This window comes from Serratia sp. HRI (genome assembly GCF_010119335.3).
Classification (GTDB): domain Bacteria; phylum Pseudomonadota; class Gammaproteobacteria; order Enterobacterales; family Enterobacteriaceae; genus Serratia; species Serratia nevei.
Genome location: NZ_CP083690.1, coordinates 2,607,595 through 2,633,180, shown reverse-complemented (window position 1 = coordinate 2,633,180; position 25,586 = coordinate 2,607,595). Strand labels below are relative to the sequence as shown.

Annotated in this window: 23 protein-coding genes; 16 read left to right on the top strand and 7 right to left on the bottom strand. The window is 62.7% G+C overall.

The features are described 5' to 3' along the window. Positions 1–450 precede the first annotated feature (450 nt). The 3 genes from GF111_RS12685 (at position 451) to GF111_RS12675 (ending at position 4,220) form a co-directional block, all read left to right on the top strand. Positions 451–2,370 (top strand): PTS mannitol transporter subunit IICBA, encoded by a 1,920-nt coding sequence (locus GF111_RS12685; protein ID WP_038875977.1) that lies wholly within the window; start codon positions 451–453, stop codon positions 2,368–2,370. Positions 2,371–2,428: 58 nt separating this feature from the next. Then, positions 2,429–3,574, top strand: a complete 1,146-nt coding sequence (locus GF111_RS12680; RefSeq protein ID WP_134267593.1) for a mannitol-1-phosphate 5-dehydrogenase — start codon at positions 2,429–2,431, stop codon at positions 3,572–3,574. 94 nt (positions 3,575–3,668) lie between these two features. Further along, positions 3,669–4,220 carry an MltR family transcriptional regulator gene (locus GF111_RS12675; protein WP_047729562.1) on the top strand — a complete coding sequence of 184 codons (552 nt, stop codon included), beginning with the start codon at positions 3,669–3,671 and terminating at the stop codon, positions 4,218–4,220. On the opposite strand, the gene GF111_RS12670 is transcribed toward GF111_RS12675, so the two are convergent. Next, positions 4,217–4,825, bottom strand: coding sequence for a LysE family translocator (locus tag GF111_RS12670; protein WP_038875972.1), 609 nt, complete (start codon positions 4,823–4,825; stop codon positions 4,217–4,219). The two genes, GF111_RS12675 and GF111_RS12670, sit on opposite strands and share 4 nt — an antisense overlap. A gap of 142 nt (positions 4,826–4,967) precedes the next feature. On the opposite strand from GF111_RS12670, the gene GF111_RS12665 reads away from it, so the two are divergent. Further along, positions 4,968–6,434 (top strand): PLP-dependent aminotransferase family protein, encoded by a 1,467-nt coding sequence (locus tag GF111_RS12665; RefSeq protein ID WP_038875970.1) that lies wholly within the window; start codon positions 4,968–4,970, stop codon positions 6,432–6,434. Positions 6,435–6,507: 73 nt separating this feature from the next. Then, positions 6,508–6,870: a YibL family ribosome-associated protein gene (locus GF111_RS12660; RefSeq protein WP_021504152.1), complete on the top strand. Its 363-nt coding sequence runs from the start codon at positions 6,508–6,510 to the stop codon at positions 6,868–6,870. An 11-nt stretch (positions 6,871–6,881) separates the two neighbouring features. Here GF111_RS12660 and GF111_RS12655 read toward each other — a convergent pair whose 3' ends face one another. The 4 genes from GF111_RS12655 to sodA form a co-directional block, all read right to left on the bottom strand. Then, the gene (locus tag GF111_RS12655; protein WP_038875967.1) at positions 6,882–7,661 is read right to left on the bottom strand and encodes a class I SAM-dependent methyltransferase; all 780 of its coding nucleotides are present in this window, start codon (positions 7,659–7,661) and stop codon (positions 6,882–6,884) included. A gap of 102 nt (positions 7,662–7,763) precedes the next feature. After that, positions 7,764–8,435: a 6-hydroxyaminopurine reductase gene (gene yiiM, locus GF111_RS12650; RefSeq protein WP_025304787.1), complete on the bottom strand. Its 672-nt coding sequence runs from the start codon at positions 8,433–8,435 to the stop codon at positions 7,764–7,766. A 99-nt stretch (positions 8,436–8,534) separates the two neighbouring features. Then, positions 8,535–10,463, bottom strand: coding sequence for a methyl-accepting chemotaxis protein (locus GF111_RS12645; RefSeq protein WP_147190645.1), 1,929 nt, complete (start codon positions 10,461–10,463; stop codon positions 8,535–8,537). 125 nt (positions 10,464–10,588) lie between these two features. After that, entirely contained in the window at positions 10,589–11,209 is a 621-nt protein-coding gene (gene sodA, locus GF111_RS12640) for a superoxide dismutase [Mn] (protein WP_004934003.1), read from the bottom strand. A gap of 417 nt (positions 11,210–11,626) precedes the next feature. Between sodA and fdnG the strand changes: the two genes are divergently transcribed. The 10 genes from fdnG (at position 11,627) to GF111_RS12590 (ending at position 22,480) form a co-directional block, all read left to right on the top strand. After that, positions 11,627–14,674, top strand: coding sequence for a formate dehydrogenase-N subunit alpha (gene fdnG, locus GF111_RS12635; RefSeq protein WP_094300722.1), 3,048 nt, complete (start codon positions 11,627–11,629; stop codon positions 14,672–14,674). A gap of 12 nt (positions 14,675–14,686) precedes the next feature. Beyond that, complete coding sequence (fdxH, locus tag GF111_RS12630) at positions 14,687–15,589, top strand: formate dehydrogenase subunit beta (RefSeq protein ID WP_033649532.1); 903 nt, start codon at positions 14,687–14,689, stop codon at positions 15,587–15,589. Beyond that, positions 15,586–16,221, top strand: a complete 636-nt coding sequence (gene fdoI, locus GF111_RS12625) for a formate dehydrogenase cytochrome b556 subunit (RefSeq protein ID WP_004934017.1) — start codon at positions 15,586–15,588, stop codon at positions 16,219–16,221. The genes fdxH and fdoI overlap by 4 nt, the downstream gene beginning before the upstream one ends. Further along, positions 16,221–17,150: a formate dehydrogenase accessory protein FdhE gene (fdhE, locus tag GF111_RS12620; protein WP_038875958.1), complete on the top strand. Its 930-nt coding sequence runs from the start codon at positions 16,221–16,223 to the stop codon at positions 17,148–17,150. The genes fdoI and fdhE overlap by 1 nt, the downstream gene beginning before the upstream one ends. Before the next feature lie 114 nt (positions 17,151–17,264). Then, complete coding sequence (locus GF111_RS12615) at positions 17,265–17,915, top strand: DcrB-related protein (protein ID WP_047729554.1); 651 nt, start codon at positions 17,265–17,267, stop codon at positions 17,913–17,915. 40 nt (positions 17,916–17,955) lie between these two features. Next, positions 17,956–18,561 (top strand): glutathione S-transferase, encoded by a 606-nt coding sequence (locus GF111_RS12610; RefSeq protein WP_038875954.1) that lies wholly within the window; start codon positions 17,956–17,958, stop codon positions 18,559–18,561. 68 nt (positions 18,562–18,629) lie between these two features. Next, positions 18,630–20,024, top strand: coding sequence for an L-seryl-tRNA(Sec) selenium transferase (gene selA, locus GF111_RS12605; RefSeq protein WP_047729550.1), 1,395 nt, complete (start codon positions 18,630–18,632; stop codon positions 20,022–20,024). After that, complete coding sequence (selB, locus tag GF111_RS12600; protein WP_047729548.1) at positions 20,021–21,862, top strand: selenocysteine-specific translation elongation factor; 1,842 nt, start codon at positions 20,021–20,023, stop codon at positions 21,860–21,862. Before selA ends, selB begins: the two co-directional genes overlap by 4 nt. A gap of 82 nt (positions 21,863–21,944) precedes the next feature. Beyond that, positions 21,945–22,205, top strand: a complete 261-nt coding sequence (locus GF111_RS12595; RefSeq protein WP_047729547.1) for a CopG family ribbon-helix-helix protein — start codon at positions 21,945–21,947, stop codon at positions 22,203–22,205. Continuing rightward, on the top strand, positions 22,205–22,480 hold the full coding sequence (locus GF111_RS12590; RefSeq protein ID WP_038875945.1) for a type II toxin-antitoxin system RelE/ParE family toxin: 276 nt from the start codon (positions 22,205–22,207) through the stop codon (positions 22,478–22,480). Before GF111_RS12595 ends, GF111_RS12590 begins: the two co-directional genes overlap by 1 nt. Before the next feature lie 11 nt (positions 22,481–22,491). Here the strand turns inward: GF111_RS12590 and GF111_RS12585 are convergent, their stop codons facing one another. Next, a complete protein-coding gene (locus GF111_RS12585; RefSeq protein ID WP_055311811.1) occupies positions 22,492–23,403 on the bottom strand; it encodes a LysR family transcriptional regulator in 912 nt (303 codons plus the stop codon). 121 nt (positions 23,404–23,524) lie between these two features. On the opposite strand from GF111_RS12585, the gene GF111_RS12580 reads away from it, so the two are divergent. Continuing rightward, positions 23,525–24,151, top strand: coding sequence for a LysE family translocator (locus GF111_RS12580; protein WP_102779852.1), 627 nt, complete (start codon positions 23,525–23,527; stop codon positions 24,149–24,151). Positions 24,152–24,203: 52 nt separating this feature from the next. On the opposite strand, the gene GF111_RS12575 is transcribed toward GF111_RS12580, so the two are convergent. Beyond that, the gene (locus tag GF111_RS12575) at positions 24,204–25,451 is read right to left on the bottom strand and encodes an MFS transporter (RefSeq protein ID WP_038875940.1); all 1,248 of its coding nucleotides are present in this window, start codon (positions 25,449–25,451) and stop codon (positions 24,204–24,206) included. Positions 25,452–25,586: the final 135 nt, after the last annotated feature.

Genomic DNA, 25,586 nt, shown 5'->3' with positions numbered 1-25,586 from the left:
CTGTACTACACTTCAATTAATCCATTCATTCGGCAATGTAGTTTTCTTTCATTCATCACTTCGCTAGTTCCCGGCGGGATGAGTGCTCACAGGGAAGATCAAACAGAGCGTCGCGATCGGGCGCTGCAGCTGAAAATAAATTGTGATGTTTATCACAATTTAAAAACAAACCATCAATTTAAAAGTGTGACAAATGTCACGTTATGATGGGTTTTAAGGCGGTTTTTTTCTCACTGTGCTTTTTTTACACGCCATAAATGTGATCTTTGTCACTATAAAGGGTGGTTTGTTGGGGTGTTGTATGTGATTTGTATCACAAAAAATCCGTGAAGTTCGCGTGACAAAAACAGCGTGATAGAGTCCGTTTCGCATACAGCGGCAACACGGCTGGATCGTCACAACAATAATCACGCGCTCTATTGTCAGCGCGTAACAATAGGGGTGTGTTTTATGTTTTCACCAGACATCAAGGTTAAAGTGCAAAACTTTGGCCGCTTCCTGAGCAACATGGTGATGCCCAACATCGGCGCCTTTATCGCCTGGGGGATTATCACCGCGCTATTCATTCCAACCGGCTGGCTGCCGAATGAAACCTTAGCCAAGCTGGTCGGCCCGATGATCACCTACCTGCTGCCGCTGCTGATCGGTTATACCGGCGGGCGGCTGGTGGGCGGCGATCGCGGCGGCGTCGTCGGCGCCATCACCACCATGGGCGTCATCGTCGGCGCCGACATGCCGATGTTCCTCGGCGCGATGATCGCCGGCCCGCTGGGCGGCTGGGCTATCAAGCACTTTGACCGCTGGGTGGACGGCAAGATCAAAAGCGGCTTTGAAATGCTGGTGAACAACTTCTCCGCCGGCATCATCGGCATGCTGCTGGCGATCCTGGCCTTCCTCGGCATCGGGCCGCTGGTGGAGGTGCTCTCCAAGCTGCTGGCGGCGGGCGTACACGTGATGGTGACGAACAACCTGCTGCCATTGGCGTCCATTTTCGTTGAACCGGCGAAAATCCTGTTCCTGAATAACGCCATCAACCACGGCATCTTCTCGCCGCTGGGTATCCAGCAGGCTACGGAAGCCGGTAAGTCGGTGTTCTTCCTGATTGAAGCCAACCCAGGCCCGGGCATGGGCGTACTGATGGCCTACATGTTCTTCGGCCGCGGCAGCGCCAAGCAATCCGCCGGCGGTGCGGCAATCATTCACTTCCTGGGCGGCATCCACGAAATCTACTTCCCTTACGTGCTGATGAACCCACGCCTGCTGCTGGCGGTGATCCTGGGCGGCATGACCGGCGTCTTCACCCTGACGATGCTGAACGGCGGCCTGGTTTCTCCGGCGTCTCCGGGTTCGATCCTGGCGGTGCTGGCGATGACGCCGAAAGGCGCCTACTTCGCCAACATTGCGGCGGTGTGCGCAGCCTTTGCCGTCTCCTTCGTGGTGTCCGCTTTCCTGCTGAAAACCTCCAAGGTGAAAGAGGATGACGATCTGGAAGCCGCAACCCGTCGCATGCAAGAGATGAAATCGCAGTCCAAAGGTGGCGCAGCGGCGCCGGCATCGGTCGATGGCGATCTGAGCACCGTGCGCAAAATCATCGTCGCCTGCGATGCGGGCATGGGTTCCAGCGCCATGGGCGCCGGGGTGCTGCGCAAGAAAGTGGCCGACGCCGGGCTGAAGAACATCTCGGTGACCAACAGCGCCATCAACAGCCTGCCGGACGACGTGGATCTGGTGATCACCCACCGCGATCTGACCGAGCGCGCGATGCGCCACGCGCCGCAGGCCCAGCACATCTCGCTGACCAACTTCCTCGACAGCAAGCTGTACAGCGATCTGGTCGATCGCTTGCTGGCGGCCAACAAAACCAGCGACAACCAGCAGAAGGTGCTGGGCGCGCTGGACGACAGCTTCGAAGCCGGTGAGCCGAACCTGTTCAAGCTGAGCGAGAGCAACGTGTTCCTCAACCTGCAGGCCAGCGACAAAGAGCAGGCGATCCGCTTCGCCGGCGAGCAGCTGGTGAAAGGCGGCTACGTCGAGGCGGAGTACGTGCCGGCGATGCTGGAGCGCGAGAAACTCACCTCCACCTACCTGGGCGAGTCGATCGCCGTGCCGCACGGCACCATCGAGGCCAAAGACCGGGTGCTGCGCACCGGCGTGGTGTTCTGCCAGTACCCGCAGGGCGTGCGCTTCGGCGAGGAAGAGGATGAAGTGGCCCGCCTGGTGATCGGCATCGCCGCGCGCAACAACGAGCATATCCAGGTGATCACCAGCCTGACCAACGCGCTGGATGATGAGAGCGTGATTGAGCGGCTGGCGAATACCACCAGCGTGCAGGAAGTGCTGGACCTGCTCGGCGGCAAAAAAGCCGGATAACAGAATCATTTTAAAGGGTGCAGCTTGCTGCACCCTTCGACATTAAGAAGGTAGAGTTATGAAAGCATTACATTTTGGCGCAGGGAACATCGGCCGCGGTTTTATCGGCAAGCTGCTGGCGGACGCAGGGGTTGAGCTGACCTTCGCCGACGTCAATCAAACGGTGCTGGATTTGCTGAACAGCCGTAGAAGCTACGCGGTGCACGTGGTGGGCGAGCAAGAACGCGTGGAGAGCGTCAACAACGTCAGCGCCGTCAACAGCGGCAGCGAGGCGGCGGTGGCGCTGATCGCTGAGGCGGATCTGGTGACCACCGCCGTTGGCCCGCAAATTCTCGGCAAAATCGCCGGCACGATCGCTAAAGGGCTGGTGCTGCGTCATCAGCAGGGCAATGTGCAGCCGCTGAACATCATCGCCTGCGAGAACATGGTGCGCGGCACCAGCCAGCTGAAGCAGCATGTGCTCGCCGCGCTGCCGCAGGACGAGCAGGCCTGGGTTGAGCAGCACGTCGGCTTCGTCGATTCGGCGGTCGACCGCATCGTGCCGCCGGCGGACAGCAGCGATCCGCTGGAAGTGACGGTGGAAACCTTCAGCGAATGGATCGTCGATCAGACCCAGTTCAAAGGCCAGCCTCCGGCGATCGCCGGCATGGAGCTGACCGATAACCTGATGGCGTTCGTCGAGCGCAAGCTGTTCACCCTCAATACCGGTCACGCCATCACCGCCTACCTCGGCCAACAGGCCGGGCTGCAAACCATTCGTGACGCCATTCTTGACCCGGCGATCCGCCGCGTGGTGAAAGGGGCGATGGAAGAGAGCGGCGCGGTGCTGATCAAGCGCTACGGCTTCGACGCCGACAAGCACGCTGCCTACATCAACAAAATCCTCGGCCGCTTCGAAAACCCGTATCTGCACGACGACGTCGAGCGCGTGGGACGTCAGCCGCTGCGCAAACTGAGCGCCGGCGATCGCCTGATCAAACCGCTGCTGGGCACGCTGGAATACGGCCTGCCGCACGCCAACCTGATCCAGGGCATCGCCGCCGCCATGAGCTACCGCAGCGAACAGGATCCGCAGGCGCTGGAGTTGGCGGAATTGCTGAACACGCTCGGGCCGAAAGCCGCGCTGGCGCAAATTTCCGGCCTGCCGGCGGAAAGCGAGGTTGTAGAAGAGGCCGTTGCTGTGTATAACGCCATGCACAAGTAGAATCGTGATGATGAACACCCGAGCGCAGCTTGCTGCGCTCCTGCAACCCGAGTTCGGCATCGACGGCCCTCCCCACGCCTTTCGAAAAGCGACGATGGAAGAAGCACAGGCATTTGAAAACCAGGTTCTGGAAAAGCTGAACGCGGGCAAAACGGTGCGCAGCTTCCTGATCGCGGCGGTAGAGCTGCTGGCGGAAGCGCTCAACGTGCTGGTGGTGCAGGTATTCCGCAAAGATGACTACGCGGTGAAATATGCCGTCGAACCGCTATTGTCCGGCAGCGGCCCGCTCGGGGAGCTGTCGGTGCGCCTGAAGCTGATGTATGGGCTGGGGGTGATCTCTCGCCACGAATATGAAGACGCCGAGCTGCTGATGGCGATGCGCGAAGAACTGAACCACGACGGCTCGGAATACCGCTTCGTCGACGACGAAATCCTCGGGCCGTTCGGCGAGCTGCACTGCGTGGCCGCGCTGCCGCCGGTGCCGACCTTCCTGCAGCCGGGCGAAGCGGATGAAGCGCTGATCGCCATGCAGCGCCAGCGCTATCAGCAGATGGTGCGCTCCACCATGGTGCTGTCCATTACCGATCTGATCGCCGGCATCGGCGCCAAACAACCTTCCCGGCTCTCTCCTCTCGGCCACGGCTAAGCAAAGGCCGCGCGCCACTCGTCGAACAACAACCACAGCGCGGTGGCAGCCATCAGGCCGGACATCACGCCGTTGAAGGCGCGCAGCTTCCAGGTGACCCGCAGCGCGTTGCGCAACCGGTCGCCCAGCACCGCCCACAGCAGCACGCACGGCAGGTTCAGCAGCGCGAAGCCGGCGATGACCGACAGCGTATGGACAAAGGTGGCGCCTTCGCGCGGGGTGAACAGGATCGCCACGTTGATCACCATCAGCCAGGCCTTGGGGTTGACCGCCTGAAACAGCGCGCCGTTGAGCAGGCTCATCGGCTGCGCCTGCTCTTTGGCGTCCGGCGAGGCCGCCTGGAACAGTTTCCATGACAGCCACAGCAGGTAGGCGCAGCCGATCACCGCCAGCGGGAGGCGGATGACGCCGGCCCAGCTCAGCGCCAGCGCCAGCAGCGGGATAATGATCGCCAGCTGCACCGCACAGCCGACGCAGATACCAAGCAGCATCGGCAGGGTGCGGCGCAGGCCGAAGTTGACGCCCGACGAGGCCAGCAGCAGGTTGTTGGGGCCGGGGGTAATCGACATGACGGTGACGTAGCTGACAAAGGCGGAGTCCAGCATGGCAGGTTCCTTGAAAATGGCGGTAATCACGAGAGGATCAGCATAATCGCTGCGATGGGATGGTGACAGAACCACAAATTGGATATTGTCATGGTTACAGTTGTGAAAAATGTAAACTGTACCCATTACCTGGAGAGAAACTGTGACCCTGCTCGATGAAACCCCGGATACCCGTTACCTGCAGCTGGCGGATACGCTGGCCGAGGCCATTCGCCGCGGCACGCTGCGGCCCGGCGACCGCCTGCCGTCGGTACGGCGCTGTGCGCAAACCCATCGCGTCAGCATCAATACCGTGGTGTCGGCTTACCGCACGCTGGAGGATCGCGGGCTGATCGAAGCGCGGCCGCAGTCGGGGTTTTATGTACGCAGCACGCTGCCGGCGCTGAAGATGGCCTCGGCGCCCAGCGGGCGCATCGAACCGCCGGCGGACGACGTGCTGGCGCTGATCGACACCGTGTTTGCCGCCCAGCAAAACCCGGCTTTCACCAACATTGCGCTGGCCTGCCCGCAGACCAGCGATTTTTATCCCGGCGGCAAGCTGGGGCGCATGCTCTCCTCTCAGCTGCGCCGCCAGCCGGATCTGATCGGGCAGTACCCGTTGCCGCCCGGCAGCCTGCGGCTGCGTCAGCAGATCGCCCGCCGCTCGATGACGCTGGGCATGCTGCTGGAGCCGGGCGACGTGGTGCTGACTCACGGCTGCATGGAAGCGCTGCAGCTGGCGCTGCGCGTCACCACCAAACCGGGCGACTGCGTCGGGCTGGAGTCGCCGACCTACTTCTACCTGCTGCCGCTGCTGGCCAGCCTGGGGCTGAAAGCGCTGGAAATCCCCACCGATCCGCAGCTGGGGCTGTCGCTGGACGCGCTGGAACTGCTATTGAACGAGAAACGGCTGAACGCGGTGATCGCCATGCCGACGGTGCAAAACCCGCTGGGCTGCACTATGCCGCTGGCGGCGAAAAAGCGGCTGGCGCGGCTGATGAACGATCATCAAGTGCCGTTGATTGAAGACGGGCTGTATGCCGAGATCCAGTTCGGCGGCGCGCTGTCGCCGGCGGTGAAGGCGTTCGATCGCGACGGCTGGGTGCTGTTTTGCTCCAGCTTTACCAAAACGCTGGCGCCGGATTTTCGCGTCGGCTGGATCTGCGGCGGCCGTTTCCACGAGGCGTTGCGCAAGCTGAAGGCGGTGTCGTCGATGTCCGAGTCGCAGCTGCTGTCGGAAACGCTGGCGACCTTCCTGGAGAGCGGCGGTTACGATCACCATTTGCGCAACCTGCGCAAGCGCTATGCGGCGCAGGTGGACGAGGCGCGGGCGCTGATCGCCCGGCATTTCCCGCGCGGCACGCTGGCCACGCAGCCGGCGGGCGGGTTCGTGTTTTGGGTCGAATTTCCCCCCGGCGTGGACAGCGTGGCGCTGTTCCATCAGCTGCTGGAGGAGCAGATTTGTTTGACGCCGGGCACTTTGTATTCGCCCAGCGGGCGCTATCGCAACGCGCTGCGGCTCTCCTGCTGCTACCCGTTCAACGCGCGCTACACCCAGGCGTTGGCCCGGCTCGGCGCCAGGGCCTGCGAGATGAGCGGCCTGCCGCCCGGCATTGCGCAAGACGGGTAACGGCGCGCGCCTTTTGCTACAATGCCGGTATCGTTGATTAGCGTGCCATTTTGGGCACAACGGGCCAGAGACCATGAAAGAGAAAGAAAAGGCAGAGATCAAGCGCCTGAGCGACCTGCTGGACGCCTTGAACCACAAAGATGCCACTGTGATCCAACAGGGCAACCCTGAGTTGATCGCGCAGCACACCAAAGAGAAAGAGAAGCTGGCGACGGAGATCGAGCGCCTGAAAAACGTGCGCGGCGAGAAGCTGAGCGCCGAAGCGCAGAAGCTGAGCCAGCTGCCGTTCAGCCGCGAGATCACCAAGAAAGAGCAGGCCGATATGGGCGCGCTGAAGAAAAGCGCGCGCGGGCTGATTGTGGTGCACCCGATGACCGCGCTGGGCCGCGAGATGGGCCTGAAAGCGGTCACCGGCTACGCCAAGAAAGCGTTCTGAACCCCCGGGCGTCAGACCTTGGTGGTGAAATACGCCTTGGTCTGATAGGGCACGGTGACCGTGTCCTGGCCCCGCAGTTCCTCTTCTTCCGCCACCAGCTGGCGCAACCGCTCGATAACCTGCTCCTGTTGCGGCTGCGGCAGCGCGGCGATAAAGCTGGTTGAACGCACCCGGTTGTAGATCACGTCCTCCACCGCGCCGCGGTGACCCAGCATAAACACCTGTTCCTGCAGCGGTTCAAAGCCTTTGAACGGGAAGAACTTGCGCCATTCGCCGGTATAGAAACGCGGCGCATCGCCTTCGTGGCTATCGACGATCTGATTCAGTTTACGCACCCAACCGACGCGCGCATCGCGCATGTTCCACACCAGACCGAGTTTGCCGCCGGGCTTGAGGATGCGCTGGATTTCCGCCAGCGCCTGCGGCGTGGCGAACCAGTGGAAGGATTGGGCGCACACCACCGCATCGACCGACTCGTCCGGTAGCGGGATCGCCTCGGCGGTGCCCGCCAGCGTTTTCACCTGCGGCAGCGCCGCCGACAGTTTTTCCAGCATTTGCGGCACCGGTTCGACGGCGATCACCTGCGCGCCGGTTTCCAGCAGGCGCGGGGTAAACTTGCCGGTACCGGCGCCGAGATCGATGACCGTCATGCCGGCGTGCAGGCCGATAGTTTCACGCAGCCAGACGGCGATTTCCGGCGGGTAATCGGGCCGGCCTTTCACATAGCGATCGGCGTTGGCCTGATAGCCTTCGGCGGCGGCGTGATGAATCAAATGGGTCGGGGGGGTCATTACCTGGCTCCTGGCTGAAAAAACGTGCGGCTACAGTATAGGCGGAAGAATAGGGTTAACGCGGCATTCGGCGCACGTTTTTCATCTTTTACGCCCGCGATTTCAACGGCCGAGCAGGCGGCGGTTGAAGTCCTCGAGGCGCCCTTCGGCAAGCCGCGTGAGCATGGTCTTGCTCCAGCTGGCGGAGAGGCCGGCCACCGCCAACAGGCGGCGATACTGTTCCGCGTCGAACGGCATATGCCAGGCGATGGCGATGGCTTCGGCGACCGACACGTCGCTGTTGCGCGCCGCCAGCTCCAGCGGACGATCGCCGCTGACCGCGCCGGGCGACACCACCCGATACAGCCAGCCGCAGCGGCCGCTTTGCTGCATCAGCACCGAAATATCCTCGATGGCGAAGTGATAATTGAGTTTGAAGCACGGTGAGCGCGGCTGGGTGACCTGGATCAGCGCTTCGCCCCAGCGGAAGATGTCGCCCATAAACACATTGTGTTCGGTCAGCCCTTCGGTGGAGATATTCTCGCCGAAGGCCGGGGCGCAAAACTGCTCTGCCTGCGCCGGAAACTGCTCGCGCCAGTGGGCGTAATGCTCGCGCGGGTAGTGGCACAGCGCGCGGTCAGGCCCGCCGTGGTAGCTTTTTTCCGCCTGTTCGTCGCCTTCCAGGCCGAGCGGCGTGAGCCGGATGGCGCCATCCACCTGGCGTTTGGCGATGGCGCTGGGGCGCCCGCCTTCGTAGGGTTGAATATTGCCGATGTAAACGTCTGGGTGATGCATGTGCGCCTCCGTGTCTCGCGTCGAGGGCTCAGCATAGCCTGAGTTGTTCCGGGGGGACATAACAACCCGCCCGAAAATCGTCGGGCGGGCGGCGGGGCATCAGAAGGTGGTCCAGTTCTCTTCCGCTGCGGCATTGGCGGCCGCGGGTTTTACCGCCGGCGCTTTCGGCGCGGCGGCTTTCACGGCGGCGGGTTCGGTCTGCTCCGCCAAACGGAACACCGAGACGCTCTGCAGCAGCATGTCGGCCTGTTCTTCCAGCGAATCGGCGGCGGCGGCGGACTCTTCCACCAGCGCGGCGTTCTGCTGGGTGGTGTGGTCCATCTCGACGATCGCCTGGCCAATCTGGGCGATGCCGCGCGTCTGCTCATCGGAGGCGGCGGCGATTTCAGCCATGATGTCGCGCACGTGGGTGACCGAGCGGACGATCTGTTCCATGGTGTTGCCGGTGCTTTCCACCAGTTCGGTGCCGGTTTTCACCCGGCTGACCGATTCGGCGATCAGCCCTTCGATCTCCTTGGCCGCCTGGGCGCTGCGGCTCGCCAGGCTGCGCACTTCGCTGGCAACCACCGAGAAGCCCCGGCCCTGTTCGCCGGCGCGCGCCGCTTCGACCGCGGCGTTGAGCGCCAGGATGTTGGTCTGGAAGGCAATGCCGTTGATCAGGGTGGTAATTTCGGCGATACGCTGCGAACTGCTGGAGATATCGCGCATGGTGCTGACCACGTTTTCCACCAGCTTGCCGCCCTGCTGCGCGGTCTGCGAGGCGTCGGTGGCCAGCTGATTGGCGTGATGGGCGTTGTCGGCGTTCTGTTTCACCGTGGCGGTCAGCTGTTCCATGCTGGCGGCGGTTTCCTCGACCGCCGCCGCCTGCTGCTCGGTGCGGGAAGAGAGATCGGTGTTGCCGGCGGCGATTTCCGCAGAGGCGGTAGAAACCTGGCTGACCCCCATCTGGATCTTCTCAATCATGGTGCGCAGATTTTGGCTCATGGCCGCCACCGCGTTCAGCAGTTGCCCCAGCTCGTCGCGGCGGGTGCTGGTCTGCGCCTGGCGCAGGTCGCCGCCGGCGATGCGTTCCGCCATGGCCAGCGTGCTGTGCAGCGGACGGGTGATCTGCAGCGTGATGCGCCAGGCGATAAGCACCCCGGCGATGATGGCGATCAGGGTGGTGATGCCCATTTGCAGCTGCGCCAGATTGATGTTGTTGCGCGTCTGCACCAGCTCGTCCTGCATAAAGGCGTTGACCAGCATGCCGATCGCTTGCGCGCGTTCGCCGAGCTGCCGGCTGATCTGCTGCTCGTGCTCATAGGCCGGTAGGTAAGCCGCGATGCGGTTTTTGTAATCGTCCAGGGCGGCCAGCAGCGGCTGCAGCTGCGGGCGCTGTGCGTCGCTGACCCGGCGGCTCAGGGCGTTGGCCGCGTCGCGCGCGTCGTCAATGGCCGCCATCAGCGGGGCTTCAGTTTCCTTGTTCAGGCTCAGTAGCAGGCCGCGCGCGCCGTAGCGCACCTGGGTCAGCTTCTGGTTCAGTTGGATAAAGGCCAGCTGCAGATCGCCGTTGGTCAGCTGGCGTTCCACCTGGCTCAGGCTGGCCTGCACTTCCGACATGTTCCAGCTCTGGCGCACTGCGTCTTTCGCCGTGACCGCCTGCTCAAAGACTTTTTGCTGCTGTTGATATTCCCCGATCAGCGTCACCAGACGCTGCAGATCCTTGCGGCTTTGGGCGTCCCAGTTCAGCGCCTGCCCCTGGTCTATCAGTTTGACGGCGTTCTCAATATTGGCGCGGTTGTTCTGGATGTACTCCGGCCGGTAGGTCTGGCCGTACATGGCGCGGTTGTATTTGGCCTGGTTGATCTCCTCGTTCAGCCGGTTGCTGAAGTCGATGCGATCGGCGCGGGATTCGATGATGTGCAGATATTGCGCCCCGGTGCCGGCGATGACGACCGCCAACAGCAGCAACAGCGCGAAGCCGAGACCGAGCTTTTTACCTACGGTGAGATGAGTGAACTTTCCTGCTAATGCTTGCAATGCCGCCATAGCGTTTTTCCTTCTCCGGGCGAACGTCAATTGAACAAACCATCGGCAAGAAGTGGTCAAACTTTAGCGGATTTCAGGCAAAAAAATACCCGCCGGTGGCGGGTATCTTCATCAACGGGGGCGAATTACTTCTTCGCGGCGAAGCGTGCGGCGGCTTCGTCCCAGTTGACCACGTTCCAGAACGCCTTGATGTAGTCAGGGCGTTTGTTCTGATATTTCAGGTAGTAAGCGTGTTCCCACACGTCCAGACCGATGATTGGGAAACCGGAAGCGCCGGCGACGGCTTCGCCCATCAGCGGGCTGTCCTGGTTAGCGGTAGACACCACGGCCAGTTTGCCGTCTTTCAGCACCAGCCAGGCCCAACCGGAACCGAAGCGGGTGGCTGCGGCTTTCTCGAACTCTTCCTGGAATTTCTCAACGCTGCCGAAATCGCGCTCGATGGCCGCTTTCAGATCGCCGCCCAGCGTGGTGCCGGTTTTCAGGTTTTTCCAGAAGAAGCTGTGGTTGGCGTGGCCGCCGGCGTTGTTGCGCATGAAGGTGCGTTTGTCGGCAGGCACTTTATCCAGATCCTGGATCAGCTCTTCAACGCTGTATTTGGCCAGCTCAGGGTAGGCTTCCAGCACGGTGTTGGCGTTGTTGACGTAGGTCTGGTGGTGTTTGGTGTGATGGATTTCCATCGTCTGCTTGTCGAAATGCGGTTCCAGTGCGTCGTAAGCGTACGGCAGGGATGGCAGTGAATAACTCATAATCATCATCTCCAGTGGTGTATGGGCGGCGCAAAGGGCGAGCACCGCGTAAGCAGTCGGATCATTATAGTTAATTAAATGATATTGAAAATGATTATCAATGCCCTGTGAACTGTGTGGTTAATGAACGAATCGCTGCGCTAACATACTGATAGAAGAGGGCGGCGGGTGGCCGCCTCAAGCCGTCGATCCGGCGCGTGGGTTACTCTCTATACTGTAGGGAGCACCAACGCCGAAATGTATCGAAATGTGCCAATGCGTTCACTGAATGAGCACGAGTGTGTAACAACCACAAGCACGCTGTGGTAATATGGCCGGCGTTCGTAGCAAGCATAACAACAGTGACATTCGCGTTTGCCGCGCTAGCGGGGCAGGCGCATTTGAACAATGTGACAATCGAGAGTAAAGGAGACCCCCATGCAGGTCAGCAGAAGGCAGTTCTTTAAGATCTGCGCTGGCGGTATGGCAGGAACGACGGTGGCCGCGCTGGGCTTTGCCCCCGAAGTGGCGTTGGCGGAAACCCGGCAGTACAAACTGCTGCGCGCCCGCGAGACCCGTAATACCTGTACGTATTGTTCCGTCGGCTGTGGGCTGTTGATGTACAGCCTTGGTGATGGCGCCAAAAACGCCAAAGAAAGCATTTTCCATATCGAAGGGGATCCGGATCACCCGGTAAACCGCGGCGCGCTTTGCCCGAAAGGCGCCGGCCTGGTTGACTTCATCCACAGCGAAAGCCGCCTCAAGTACCCGGAATACCGGGCGCCGGGGTCGGACAAATGGCAACGCATCAGCTGGGACGACGCCTTTACCCGCATCGCCAAGCTGGTGAAAGAAGACCGTGACGCCAACTTCATCAAAACCAACGACCAGGGCGTTACCGTCAACCGTTGGCTGACCACCGGCATGCTGTGCGCCTCGGCCGCCAGCAACGAAACCGGTTTTCTGTCGCAAAAATTTAGTCGCGCTCTCGGCATGCTTGCCGTAGACAACCAGGCGCGTGTCTGACACGGACCAACGGTAGCAAGTCTTGCTCCAACATTTGGTCGCGGTGCGATGACCAACCACTGGGTTGATATCAAGAACGCGAATTTGATTATCGTCATGGGCGGTAATGCGGCGGAAGCGCATCCGGTGGGGTTCCGCTGGGCGATGGAAGCCAAAATACACAACAATGCCAAGCTGATCGTGATCGATCCGCGCTTTACCCGAACCGCATCGGTGGCGGACTTCTACACGCCGATCCGCTCCGGGACCGACATCGCTTTCCTGTCGGGCGTGTTGCTGTATCTGATGACCAACAACAAGTTCAACCGCGAATACGTCGAGGCCTACACCAACGCCAGCCTGCTGGTGCGGGAAGACTTTGCCTTCGAAGACGGCTTGTTCAGCGGCTACGACGCGGAAAACCGCAAGTACGACAAAACCACCTGGAACTACCAGTTCGACGAGAACGGCTTCGCCAAGCGCGACGTCACGCTGCAGGATCCGCGCTGCGTGTGGAACATGCTGAAACAGCACGTGAGCCGCTACACGCCGGACGTGGTGACCAACATCTGCGGCACGCCGAAGGACGATTTCCTCAAGGTGTGCGAATACATCGCCGAAACCTGCGTCGCGGATAAAACCGCTTCGTTCCTGTACGCCCTGGGCTGGACTCAGCACTCGGTCGGCGCGCAGAACATCCGCACCATGGCGATGATCCAGCTGCTGCTCGGCAACATGGGCATGGCGGGCGGCGGCGTCAACGCGCTGCGCGGCCACTCCAACATCCAGGGGCTGACCGATCTCGGCCTGCTGTCGCAGAGCCTGCCGGGCTACATGACGCTGCCGTCGGAGAAACAGACCGATCTCGACACCTACCTGAAGGCCAACACGCCGAAGGCGCTGCTGCCGGGCCAGGTGAACTACTGGGGCAACTACCCGAAATTCTTCGTCAGCATGATGAAGACCTTCTACGGCGACAAGGCGCAGAAGGACAACAGCTGGGGCTTTGACTGGTTGCCGAAGTGGGACAAAGGCTACGACGTGCTGCAGTACTTCGAGATGATGGCGCAGGGCAAGGTCAACGGCTACTTCTGCCAGGGCTTTAACCCGGTGGCGTCGTTCCCGAATAAAAACAAGGTAGTGGCTTCGCTGTCCAAGCTGAAGTTCCTGGTGACCATCGATCCGTTGAACACCGAGACCTCCAACTTCTGGCAGAACCACGGCGAGTTCAACGACGTCGATTCGTCGCAGATCCAGACCGAAGTGTTCCGCCTGCCGTCTACCTGCTTCGCCGAAGAAAACGGCTCGATCGTCAACTCCGGCCGCTGGCTGCAGTGGCACTGGAAAGGCGCAGATGCCCCGGGCGAAGCGCTGAACGACGGCGAGATCCTGGCGGGCATCTTCAGCCGCCTGCGCGAGATGTATGCGCGCGACGGCGGTGCGGTGCCGGAACAGGTGCTGAACATGCGCTGGGACTACCTGACGCCGGACAACCCGGCGCCGGAAGAGGTGGCGCAGGAGAACAACGGCAAGGCGCTGGCGGATCTGCTGGATGCCGACGGCAAAGTGCTGGTGAAAAAAGGCGAGCTGCTCAGCTCGTTCGCGCAGCTGCGCGACGACGGCACCACCGCCAGCGGCTGCTGGATCTTCGCCGGCAGCTGGACGCCGGCCGGCAACCAGATGGCGCGGCGCGACAACGCCGATCCGTCCGGCCTCGGCAATACGCTGGGCTGGGCCTGGGCATGGCCGCTCAACCGCCGCATCCTGTACAACCGCGCCTCGGCGGACCCGCAGGGTAAACCGTGGGATCCGAAACGCCAGCTGCTGGAGTGGGACGGCGCCAAGTGGGTCGGGGCCGATATCCCGGACTACAGCACCGCCGCGCCGGGCAGCGACGTCGGGCCGTTCATCATGCAGCCGGAAGGCATGGGCCGCCTGTTCGCCACCGACAAGATGGCGGAAGGGCCGTTCCCTGAACACTACGAGCCGTTCGAAACGCCGCTCGGCACCAACCCGCTGCACCCGAACGTGGTGTCCAACCCGGCGGCGCGCGTGTTCAAGGACGATCTGGCGGCGATGGGCAAATCCGACAAGTTCCCTTACGTCGGCACCACCTATCGTCTGACCGAGCACTTCCACTACTGGACCAAGCACGCGCGGCTGAACGCCATCGCGCAGCCGGAGCAGTTCGTGGAAATCGGCGAGAAGCTGGCGGAGAAGAAAGGCATCAAGCAGGGCGACACCGTGAAGGTCAGTTCCAACCGCGGCTACATCAAGGCCAAGGCGGTGGTGACCAAGCGCATTCGCACGCTGCAGGTGCACGGCCAGGAAGTCGACACCATCGGCATCCCGATCCACTGGGGTTACGAAGGGGTGGCGAAGAAAGGCTTTATCGCCAACACGCTGACGCCGTTCGTCGGCGACGCCAATACGCAAACGCCGGAGTTCAAGGCGTTCCTGGTCAATGTGGAAAAGGTGTAACGGAGACGAATTATGGCCATGCAATCTCAAGACATCATTCGTAAATCCGCCACCAATGGTTTCACGCCGGCGCCGCGCGCCCGTGACCACCAGGAAGAAGTGGCCAAACTGATCGATGTCACTACCTGTATCGGCTGCAAGGCCTGTCAGGTGGCCTGTTCCGAATGGAACGACATCCGCGACGAGGTGGGGCACAACGTCGGGGTGTACGATAACCCCGCCGATCTGACCGCCAAGTCGTGGACGGTGATGCGCTTCTCCGAGGTGGAGGAAAACGGCAAGCTGGAATGGCTGATCCGCAAGGATGGCTGCATGCACTGCGCCGATCCGGGCTGCCTGAAGGCCTGCCCGTCGGAAGGCGCGATCATTCAGTACGCCAACGGCATCGTCGACTTCCAGTCCGAGCACTGCATCGGCTGCGGCTACTGCATCGCCGGCTGCCCGTTCGACGTACCGCGCATGAACAAGGACGACAACCGGGTGTACAAGTGCACCCTGTGCGTCGACCGCGTGGACGTCGGCCAGGAACCGGCCTGCGTGAAAACCTGCCCGACCGGCGCCATTCACTTCGGCACCAAGGAAGCGATGAAGCAGGTGGCGGCAGATCGCGTCAGCGAGCTGAACACCCGCGGCTACCAGAACGCCGGTCTGTACGATCCGGCGGGGGTGGGCGGCACGCACGTGATGTACGTGCTGCACCACGCCGACAAACCGCAGCTGTACCACGGTTTGCCGGACAACCCGAGCATCAGCCCGGCGGTGACCTTCTGGAAGGGCGTGTGGAAACCCCTGGCGGCCATCGGCTTTGCCGCCACCTTCGCGGCCAGCGTGTTCCACTACGTCGGCGTCGGGCCTAACCGCGTCGACGATGAGGACGAGCACGACGAGTCGCATGACGAGGAGACGCGCAAATGAGAAAGGAAAAGCCCATTCAGCGTTACAGCGCACCGGAGCGCATCAACCACTGGATCGTGGCGTTCTGCTTCGTGTTCGCCGCCATCAGCGGGCTGGGGTTCTTCTTCCCCTCCTTCAACTGGCTGATGAACATCTTCGGGACGCCGCAGCTGGCGCGCATTCTGCACCCGTTTGTCGGGGTGATCATGTTTGCCGCGTTCCTGCTGATGTTCCTGCGCTACTGGAAGCATAACCTGATCAACCGGGAAGATATCGTCTGGGCCAAGAACATCCACAAAATCGCCATGAACGAGGAAGTGGGTGACACCGGGCGCTATAATTTTGGCCAGAAGTGCGTGTTCTGGGCGGCGATTATCAGCCTGGTGCTGCTGCTGGCCAGCGGCGTGGTGATCTGGCGGCCATATTTTGCGCCGTCGTTCTCCATCCCGCTGATCCGCATCGCGCTGCTGGTGCATTCGCTGGCCGCGGTCGGCCTGATTATCGTGATTATGGTGCACATTTACGCCGCATTGTGGGTAAAAGGCACCATTACCGCGATGGTGGAAGGCTGGGTGCCGGCGGCCTGGGCCAAGAAACATCATCCGCGCTGGTACCGTGAGGTCCGCGAGAAACGACAGGAAGATAAACCCTGATGAGTATCCGCATCGTTCCTAAAGAGCAGTTAGGGGCACAGCGTGAGAAGTCCACAACGGCGGAGAATATCCCGCCGTTACTTTTCGCCAACCTGAAAAGCCTGTACAGCCGCCGCGCCGATCGTCTGCGTCAGCTGGCGGTCGACAATCCGCTGGGCGACTACCTGAACTTCGCCGCCGAGCTGGCGCAGGCGCAGCAGCATGCGCTGCACGATAACCCGCTGGAGCTCGATCTGAGCGAAGCGCTGGCGCAGGGCGCCGCCAGCGGCAAACCGCCGCTCGATCTGAGCGTGTTCCCGCGCAGCGAGCACTGGCGCAAGCTGCTGACGTCGCTGATCGCCGAGCTGCGCCCGCAGGCGCCGGAGCATATCCTGGCGGTGCTGGACAACCTGGAGAAAGCCTCGGCACACGAGCTGGAGCTGATGGCCGACGCCTTGCTCAACCGTGAGTTCGGCAAGGTGGGCAGCGAGAAGGCACCGTTCCTCTGGGCCGCGCTGTCGCTCTATTGGGCGCAGATGGCCAGCCTGATCCCCGGCAAGGCGCGCGCCGAATACGGCGAGCAGCGCCAGTTCTGCCCGGTGTGCGGCAGCATCCCGGTTTCCAGCATGGTGCACATCGGCACCGTCAACGGCCTGCGCTACCTGCACTGCAACCTGTGCGAAAGCGAATGGCACGTGGTGCGGGTGAAGTGCAGCAACTGCGAGCAGACCCGCGATCTCAACTACTGGTCGCTGGACAGCGAGCAGGCGGCGGTGAAGGCGGAGAGCTGCGGCGACTGCGGCACTTACCTGAAGATCCTCTATCAGGAAAAAGATCCGCAGGTCGAAGCGGTGGCCGACGATCTGGCTTCGCTGGTGCTGGACGCCCGCATGGAAGAAGAAGGCTTCGGCCGCAGCAGCATCAATCCGTTCCTGTTCCCGGCGGAGTAACCGCCCGGCCCCGTTCGCGCGGGGCCGGACCAGCAATTTCAGAACGGGCTTCTGGCATTCGCCCGGGCGAGTTGCTACGTTTAGGCCATAACGCGCCAAGCGAAAGGAACCACGATGTTAAACACCCTGGCAAAATTGACCGCGGTCGCCGTGCTGGCGATGGGGCTGGCGGCCTGCGACAACAAAGACGACACCAAACCGGCGGTACCGCCACCGGACACCAAGCCGACCGTGACGCAGCCCGCGCCACCGCCGCCGCCTGCGCCGGCAGAAACCCCGCCCGCGCCGCCGGGGCTGAGCGTGTCGTTGCAGAAGGGAAAAATCACCTTCGAGCTGCCGCCGGGCTTTAGCGATCAGACGCTGAACAGCGGCATCATCAACGACAACACCTCCACCATTCAGCGCTTCCTTGACGGCAAGTCGCGCCAGAGCGCGGTTTCGTCCGAGGTGATCCCGCCGGACGACATGAAGCTCAACACCAGCGACAAAATGCTGAAAGAGCTGGCGCAGAGCGCCATCACGGTGCTGGCCGAGCGCTATCAGAATATCCAGACCATCAAAGAAGAGAACTTCACCGTCGGCAAACAGAAGTTTCGCCGGGTGGATACCGAGCAGACCGTCAACGGGCAGAAGGTGGTGTCCACGCTGGTGCTGACGGTGTTCAACAAGCGGGTGGTGACGCTGCAAATGCTGTCGCCGGCCAAAACGCCGGAAGTGCACCAGGCGCTGGTGCAGCGGATTATCGATACCCTGGCGGTGAAGTAAGGGCGCCGCGCCGCGGCCAGGACGAAGCGGAGGAGAACGGATGAAGCTTATCGGCAGTTACACCAGTCCCTTTGTGCGCAAGATTTCCGTGATGCTGCTGGAGAAGGGGATAGCGTTCGAATTCGTCAACGATCCGCCGTATGAACCCGGCAGCCGGGTGAAGGAGCTGAACCCACTCGCCAAGGTGCCGGTGCTGATCGCCGATGACGGCGAGGTGTTTTACGACTCGCCGGTGGTGGCCGAATACCTTGAGCTGCTGGCGGTGGAACCGGCGTTCTTGCCGGCCGATCGCGCCGCCGCGTTGCGCGTCCGCCAGGTGGCGGCGCTGGCGGACGGCGTGACCGAAGCGGCAGCGACCCTGTTTCGCGAAAGCCGGCGCGCGCCGGAAAAACAGGACGAAAACTGGATGCTGCGCCAGCGTGACAAACTGACGCAGGGGTTGGATGCGCTGGAGGCGCTGGCGCGGGAAAAAACGTGGCTCAATGCCGAGCGGCTGACGCTGGCGGATATCGCCACCGGCTGCGCGCTGGGCTACCTCAATTTCCGCCGCATCCTGCCCAACTGGTGCGTCGAGCGCCCGGCGCTGGTCAAGCTGGCCGAACGCCTGTTCGCCCGCGAAAGCTTCGCCCGCACCTCGCCTCCCTGAGCTTTTTTCTCCCCCGCCGCGGCGGGGTTTTGCTATGCCGATACGTCTAAACTGAAAACCGAGCGACCATGAGCACTGAATCCCACCTTCTTTACAGCCAACTGCCCGCCATCGACCGCCTGCTGCGAGAACCCGCGATTGAACCGCTGGTGGCGCAGCATGGCCAGACGCTGATCGGCGAACTGCTGCGCCGGCTGCAGGCCGAGGCGCGCGCCGCGATCAAGCAACAGCAACGTTTACCCGCCTGGTGCGACGACTGGCCGCAGGCGCTGCGGGCGGAGCTGGCCCGGCAGCAACGCCCGGCTTTGCTGCCGGTGTTCAACCTCAGCGGCACCGTGCTGCATACCAACCTCGGGCGCGCCCTGCTGGCGCAGCCGGTGAAGGACGCGGTAAGCGCGGTGATGGGGGAGGCGGTGACGCTGGAGTACGATCTGGACGGTGCCGGGCGCGGCCATCGCGATCGGGCGGTAGCGGATCTGCTGTGCCGGCTGACCGGCGCGGAGGACGCCTGTATCGTCAATAACAACGCGGCGGCGGTGCTGCTGATGCTGGCGGCGATCGCCCCCGGCAAAGAGGTGGTGGTGTCGCGCGGCGAGCTGGTGGAGATCGGCGGCGCGTTCCGCATACCCGACGTGATGCGCCAGGCGGGCTGCCAACTGGTGGAGGTCGGCACCACCAACCGCACCCATCTGAAAGATTACCGCCAGGCCATCAACGAGCAGACCGGCCTGTTGATGAAAGTACACACCAGCAACTACAGCATTCAGGGCTTTACCGCGGCGGTCGACGAGGCCGAACTGGCGCTGCTCGGGGCCGAACAGGGCGTGCCGACCGCCACCGATCTGGGCAGCGGCTCGCTGATCGATATGGCGCAGTACGGCCTGCCCGCCGAACCGATGCCGCAGCGGCTGCTGGCCGCCGGCGTCGATCTGGTGACGTTCTCCGGCGATAAGCTGCTGGGCGGCCCGCAGGCCGGCATCATCGTCGGCAAAAAGGCGCTGATCGCTCGCCTGCAGCAGCATCCGCTCAAACGCGCGCTGCGCGTCGGCAAGCTGACGCTGGCGGCCCTGGAGGCCACGCTGCGGCTCTATCTGCAGCCGGAAAAACTGGCTGAGCAGCTGCCGACGCTGCGGCTGCTGACCCGCCCGCAGCTGGAGATGCAACAGGCGGCCGAGCGGCTGCTGGCGGCGCTGACGCCACGGTTCAGCGCCGATTTCGAGCTGCGCGCCGAACCGTGCTGGTCGCAGATTGGCAGCGGTTCACTGCCGGTGGATCGCCTGCCTAGCTATGCGCTGACCTTCACGCCGCGCGACGGCCGCGGCGCCACGCTGGAGGCGTTGGCCGAGCGCTGGCGCCGCCTGCCCCAGCCGGTGATCGGCCGCCTCGGCGACGGCCGGCTGTGGCTGGATCTGCGCTGTCTGGAACAGGAAGGGGCGCTGATCGAAGCGCTGAGCGCCTCATGATCATCGCCACCGCCGGCCATGTCGATCATGGCAAAACCACCCTGCTGCAGGCGATTTCGGGGATCAACGCGGATCGCCTGCCGGAAGAAAAGCGCCGCGGCATGACCATCGATCTGGGTTACGCCTACTGGCCACAGCCGGACGGCCGGGTGCTGGGTTTTATCGACGTGCCCGGCCACGAGAAATTCCTCGCCAATATGCTGGCGGGCGTCGGCGGTATCGACCATGCATTGCTGGTGGTGGCCTGCGACGACGGCGTGATGGCGCAAACCCGCGAGCATCTGGCGATCCTGCGCCTGAGCGGGCGCCCGGCGCTGACGGTGGCGTTGACCAAGGCCGACCGGGTGGACGCGGCGCGTGTCGACGAGGTACGCCGCCAGGTGCGCGACGAACTGGCGCGCCAGGGCTGGCCCGATGCGCCGCTGTTTGTTACCGCGGCGGCGGCGGGAGAGGGCATCGAGGTGCTGCGCGCGCATTTGCTGGCGCTATCGCCCGGCGAGCACGCGCTGACGCGCCGTTTTCGCCTGGCGGTAGACCGTGCGTTCAGCGTCAAAGGGGCGGGGCTGGTGGTGACCGGCACCGCGCTCGGCGGCCGGGTGCAGGTGGGGGATACACTGTGGCTGACCGGCGCCGACGCGCCGGTGCGGGTGCGTGGCCTGCACGCTCAAAATCAGACCGTGGAGCAGGCGCAGGCCGGGCAACGCATCGCGTTGAACATCAGCGGCGATGCCGATAGAGACCGGATCGCGCGCGGCGACTGGCTGCTGGCGCAGCGTCCGCCGGAGGCGGCGGAACGCATTCTGGTGGCGCTGGAAGCGGATCGGCCGATCCGCCATTGGCAGCCGCTGCATCTGCACCATGCCGCCAGCCACATCACCGGGCGCATTTCGCTGCTGAACGACGGGCTGGCGGAACTGATCCTCGATCGCCCTCTGTGGCTGGCGGAGAACGATCGGCTGGTGCTGCGCGATATTGGCGCACGGCAAACGCTGGGCGCGGCCCGGGTGCTCAGGCTGAGCGCGCCCAAGCGCGGCAAGCGCCAGCCGGACTACCTGGCATGGCTGCAGGCTCTGGCGCAGGCGCAAGACGATGCGCAGGTGCTGGCGCTTGAGCTGCCGCAGGGCGCGCTGTCGCTGGCGGCGTTCGCCTGGGCGCGTCAGTTGACCGACGACGGCCTGGCGGCACTGCTGGCGGACCGCGATCTGCTGATCGTCGGTGACCGGGCGCTGGCGCAGGAGCAGGTGCAACAGGCAGAGAGCCGGCTGCTGCAGGTGCTGGCGGAGTACCACCAACAGCACGCCGACCAGCTGGGGTTAGGGCGCGCCCGCCTGCGGCGCATGGCGCTGCCTCAGCAGCCGGAAGCGTTGGTGTTTATGATGATCGATCGGCTGCTGAAAGCCGGTGCGCTGCGCAATACGCGCGGCTGGCTGCATCTGCCGGAACACGGTCTGGCATTCAGCGCCGAAGAGGCGCAGCTGTGGGCATGCATCGAACCGCTGTTCGGCGACGAGCCGTGGTGGGTGCGCGATCTGGCGAGCGAGTTGGGCGAGGAAGAGAGCCGGGTACGGGCGCTGCTGCGCAAGGCGGCTCAGCTGGGCCATGTGACGGCGGTGGTGGTGGATCGCTACTACCTCAGCCGACGCATCGATCAGTTCGCGGCGCTGATCCGCGAGCTGGATGCGGAGCGGGGCGGCGCCAACGCCGCCGACTTCCGCGATCGGCTCGGCGTCGGGCGCAAGCTGGCGATCCAGGTGCTGGAGTTCTTCGATCGCAGCGGCTTTACCCGCCGCAAGGGTAACGAGCATCTGCTGCGTGACGGCGGATTGTTCGGCAACTGATTGCGTATTTTTTGTTCTCTGATGGCGGTATAATCAGGTTTAATCACTTTGATTGATGTTGATTGTACTGAGGAGCAAGACGATGAATACGAAAGTCATCACCGCTCATGTGCCGCTGCCTTTGGCTGAAAAGGTGGATGAAATGGCCGCCAAACTTGAACGTTCACGGGGATGGATAGTGAAACAAGCCCTCGCCGCCTGGCTCGAACAAGAGGAAGAGCGCCGTCGGTTAACGCTGGCGGCGTTGGTCGATGTCGAACAGCAAAACGTTATCGATCATGAGTCGGTAGAAGCCTGGGCTGCCAGCCTGGACAGTGACGATCCGCTGCCGGTACCGCGCTGATGGCGTTAAAATGGACGAGTAAGGCGCTATCGGATTTGGCGCGTTTGTTTGAGTTTCTTGCCTTGGCTAACCGCACTGTGGCAGCGAATTCGGTGAAGGCCTTGGTCGCCGCGCCTAAAGCGTTGCTTGATAATCCTCGCCTGGGTGAAAGACTGGATGAGTTTTTACCGCAGGAAGTGAGACGTATTCTGGTCGGCCGTTATGAGATACGTTACCAGGTGCAGCCGGCAACGATTTATGTTCTGCGTATTTGGCATACCCGCGAAGAGCGATAGGCCGAATTCCCCTACCCGATAAATCTGACGGCGGCCCGGCTGACGTCGGGCGTTTGGGCGGCGAGAAACGCCTGTAAGCGTTCGATCAGCGGCCGTTTCGCCGACTCCGCCGGCCAAACCAGATAGTAACCGTCGCCGGTGCGCACGGCGGCGTCACAAGGCAGCGCCAATAACCCCTCCTCAATGGTTCGCAGGCTCAGCGCCAGATCCCCGATCGAGATGCCGTGCCCGGCGATGGCCGCCGCATTGCCCTGTTCCAGCGAATCAAATACCTGGCCGCGTGCAAGATCGGGCGGGGCCGCGATGCCGCTTTTTTGCAGCCAGCGCCGCCAGTCGCGCCGATCGGGCGAAGGGTGGATCAGCGGGCAGGCGGCGAGATCGCGCTGCCCGTCGGCGAGCAGCGCGGGGGCGCAAATCGGGATTAGCCATTCGTCGAACAGCTTGGCGGCGGCGGTATTGGCGCCGAAATGACCGTTGCCGAGCAGGATGGCGCAGTCGTAGGGTTCGCTGAAAAAATCCACGCTGTCTATGTCCATCCAGACGCTGGCTGCCTGCACGTCGAACGCCTGCGCCGTTTGCCTGAACCGGCTCAGGCAGTCCAGCAGCCAGCGCATGGTCAGGGTGGAGGGCGCCTTCAGCCGCAGCAGATCGCGGTGGCTTCTGAACAGCTCGCAGGCTTGCTCGATGCGGCCAAATCCTTGTTGCAGCTCGGCGGCGAAGATTTTCCCCTGCGGTGTGACCTCGATACGCGGGCCGTTGCGCTGGAACAGCCGGCAGCCGAAGTGCTGCTCCAGCGTTTTGATGTGCTTGCTGACCGCGCTCGGGGTGAGATGCAGCTCCTCGGCGGCCAGCGTGAACGAGCCGGTACGGGCGGCGCTTTCGAAGGCGCGCAGGGCGTAAAGCGGCGGAAGGGAACTGGCCATCGCGGCGTCTCTAATAATGAGTCTGATTCACAGTAAACGACAGGATTACTCCTTTTTCAAGGCGGGGGCGACGGCATGATAATGGCGCGACGCCAACTGACTGAATGTGAGTGAAATAAAGATGAACCTGTCGTTACTGGCGGCGTATTTCGCCGCCATTTTTTTGCTGATCGCCACGCCGGGGCCGGTGGTGGCGATGGTGGCCAACACCGCAGCGCGCTTTGGCGCCCGGCGTGCGCTGTTGACCGCGCTGGGCAGCAACGGGGCCTCCTTGTTGCTGATCGGCATCGCCGCGCTCATTATCACCGGGCTGTTCGCCGTGGATATGCGCATGCTGCAGTGGGTAGGCCTGCTGGGTTGCCTGTTTATCGGCCGTATGGCGATTGTCTCGCTGTATGAGGATTTATCCGCGCAAACCCCCGATGCGCAGCCCGTTGCGCCACCGCAAAAACGCTCGGCGATCCTGAGCGGTTTTCTGGTGGGCATCGCTAACCCCAAAGACATTGTCTTCTTCGTCGCCTTTTTCCCGCAGTTCATCGCCGTCACCCCCTCGATCGGCGCCAGCCTGACGCTGCTGACCGCGCTGTGGGTGCTGGCGGACTTCGCCATCTTGCTGGCCTATATCACCCTGCTGTCGGGAACGGCGCTGCAGCACGCGCGGCGGGCGATCTCTGTCCTGTCGGCGTTGCTGCTGTTGGTAGTGGCGGTGGTGGGAGCGGGGTATGCGCTGTGGGGGCTGCTCGGCTGAAGCCGCATAAAAAACGCCGGTCGGGAAACCGGACCGGCGTTTATCGTGGCGTTTAAGCCGCGCCGGTCGGCTGCGGCGTGGGGTCGCCGTTGCGGCGTTTGCCGAGGAACAGCGCCACCAGCGTCAGCCAGCACAGGCCGCTGATGAGGTTGAACAGGTTGAACAGCCCGCTGCCGCCCCAGACGTAGGCGACCTTGGCCAGTTCGATGCCGACGGTGAACACCATCATGCTCAGCATGCCCATGGTGGCTGACACCGTGCCCTTGCTGACGTTGCTGGAGAACAGCGTCAGGCGGTACAGCCCGGCGTTGGCGAGGCCAATACCGAAGGCGTACAGGCTCAGGCCGGCGGTCATCCACAGGTAGGCGTGGCTGGAGAACTGGGTTGCCAGCGCGGCGATCAGCAACCCCAGCAGCATCGGGCCTGCGCCCAGCTTGATCAGGCGCTCCACGCTGTTTTTGCCGGTCAGGCGCGCCAGCGTCAGGTTGCCGAGGATCAGCGCGCCGAACACCGGGATTTGCAGCAGGCCGTAGTCCAGCGTCGACAGCGACTCACCGCTGATCAGGATCACCGGCGACTGGGCGATCCAGGCCAGCAGCGGCAGGCTGGCGAAACCGATCGCCAGCGCGCCGCACAGGAAGCGGCGGTTGCCCAGCACCTGGCGGTAGTCGCGCCACAGGTTGGCGGCGGAGAACGCCTCGCCCTGCAGCGTGGCGGTTTCCGGCATCGCTTTCCACAGGCCGTAGAAGGCGATGGCCGCCAGCGCGGCGAACAGCACGAACATGCTCTGCCACGGCGCGACGTGGATCAGCGCCGCGCCGGCCAGCGGCCCGAGCAGCGGGGCGATCAGCGCCACGTTGGCCATCAGTGCGGTGATCTTGATGCACACCGATTCTTCAAACGACTCCTGAATGGTGGCGTAGCCGACGGCGCCGATAAAGCACAGGCCGATGCCCTGCAGGAAACGCATGGCGATGAACTGTTCGATGGTGGTGACCAGCAGGATCGCCAGGCAGGCGACGATAAAGAACGCTACCCCGGCCAGCATCACCGGGCGACGGCCGCGGCGATCCGACAGCGGCCCGAGCAGCCACTGCAGGAAGATGCCGCCGGCCAGATAGGCGGTCATCGAGGTGGGCACCCACTCTTCGCCGGCGTTGAAATCCGCCACGACGGCCAGCATGCCCGGCTGAATCATATCGTTGCCGATATAGGTGGCGAACTCGAACAGCACCAGACAAAGAGGGAATAAAAGCGCCTGTCGGCCCAAACGTGCCGCAGGTGGTAATGTCGTTTTCATATTATTGTACTGATAGTAAAAGAGAAAAAGGAACTGCCAGGGCGGGAAGCGCAAACTGAGCGAGTTGTGGCGGCTATTTTGCCGCCAATTGTTCACCTTCGCAATAATAAGGTGCTGTTTAAGTGCATTCTGATA

Coding starts and splice junctions, on each gene's coding strand:
- GF111_RS12685 (WP_038875977.1), top strand. CDS start 451: ATGTTTTCACCAGACATCAAGGTTAAAGTGCAAAACTTTGGCCGCTTC.
- selB (WP_047729548.1), top strand. CDS start 20,021: ATGATCATCGCCACCGCCGGCCATGTCGATCATGGCAAAACCACCCTG.
- GF111_RS12680 (WP_134267593.1), top strand. CDS start 2,429: ATGAAAGCATTACATTTTGGCGCAGGGAACATCGGCCGCGGTTTTATC.
- fdxH (WP_033649532.1), top strand. CDS start 14,687: ATGGCCATGCAATCTCAAGACATCATTCGTAAATCCGCCACCAATGGT.
- sodA (WP_004934003.1), bottom strand. CDS start 11,209: ATGAGTTATTCACTGCCATCCCTGCCGTACGCTTACGACGCACTGGAA.
- GF111_RS12590 (WP_038875945.1), top strand. CDS start 22,205: ATGGCGTTAAAATGGACGAGTAAGGCGCTATCGGATTTGGCGCGTTTG.
- GF111_RS12670 (WP_038875972.1), bottom strand. CDS start 4,825: ATGCTGGACTCCGCCTTTGTCAGCTACGTCACCGTCATGTCGATTACC.
- GF111_RS12595 (WP_047729547.1), top strand. CDS start 21,945: ATGAATACGAAAGTCATCACCGCTCATGTGCCGCTGCCTTTGGCTGAA.
- selA (WP_047729550.1), top strand. CDS start 18,630: ATGAGCACTGAATCCCACCTTCTTTACAGCCAACTGCCCGCCATCGAC.
- GF111_RS12615 (WP_047729554.1), top strand. CDS start 17,265: ATGTTAAACACCCTGGCAAAATTGACCGCGGTCGCCGTGCTGGCGATG.
- GF111_RS12655 (WP_038875967.1), bottom strand. CDS start 7,661: ATGACCCCCCCGACCCATTTGATTCATCACGCCGCCGCCGAAGGCTAT.
- GF111_RS12645 (WP_147190645.1), bottom strand. CDS start 10,463: ATGGCGGCATTGCAAGCATTAGCAGGAAAGTTCACTCATCTCACCGTA.
- yiiM (WP_025304787.1), bottom strand. CDS start 8,435: ATGCATCACCCAGACGTTTACATCGGCAATATTCAACCCTACGAAGGC.
- GF111_RS12610 (WP_038875954.1), top strand. CDS start 17,956: ATGAAGCTTATCGGCAGTTACACCAGTCCCTTTGTGCGCAAGATTTCC.
- GF111_RS12585 (WP_055311811.1), bottom strand. CDS start 23,403: ATGGCCAGTTCCCTTCCGCCGCTTTACGCCCTGCGCGCCTTCGAAAGC.
- GF111_RS12575 (WP_038875940.1), bottom strand. CDS start 25,451: ATGAAAACGACATTACCACCTGCGGCACGTTTGGGCCGACAGGCGCTT.
- GF111_RS12675 (WP_047729562.1), top strand. CDS start 3,669: ATGGAAGAAGCACAGGCATTTGAAAACCAGGTTCTGGAAAAGCTGAAC.
- fdhE (WP_038875958.1), top strand. CDS start 16,221: ATGAGTATCCGCATCGTTCCTAAAGAGCAGTTAGGGGCACAGCGTGAG.
- GF111_RS12580 (WP_102779852.1), top strand. CDS start 23,525: ATGAACCTGTCGTTACTGGCGGCGTATTTCGCCGCCATTTTTTTGCTG.
- GF111_RS12660 (WP_021504152.1), top strand. CDS start 6,508: ATGAAAGAGAAAGAAAAGGCAGAGATCAAGCGCCTGAGCGACCTGCTG.
- fdoI (WP_004934017.1), top strand. CDS start 15,586: ATGAGAAAGGAAAAGCCCATTCAGCGTTACAGCGCACCGGAGCGCATC.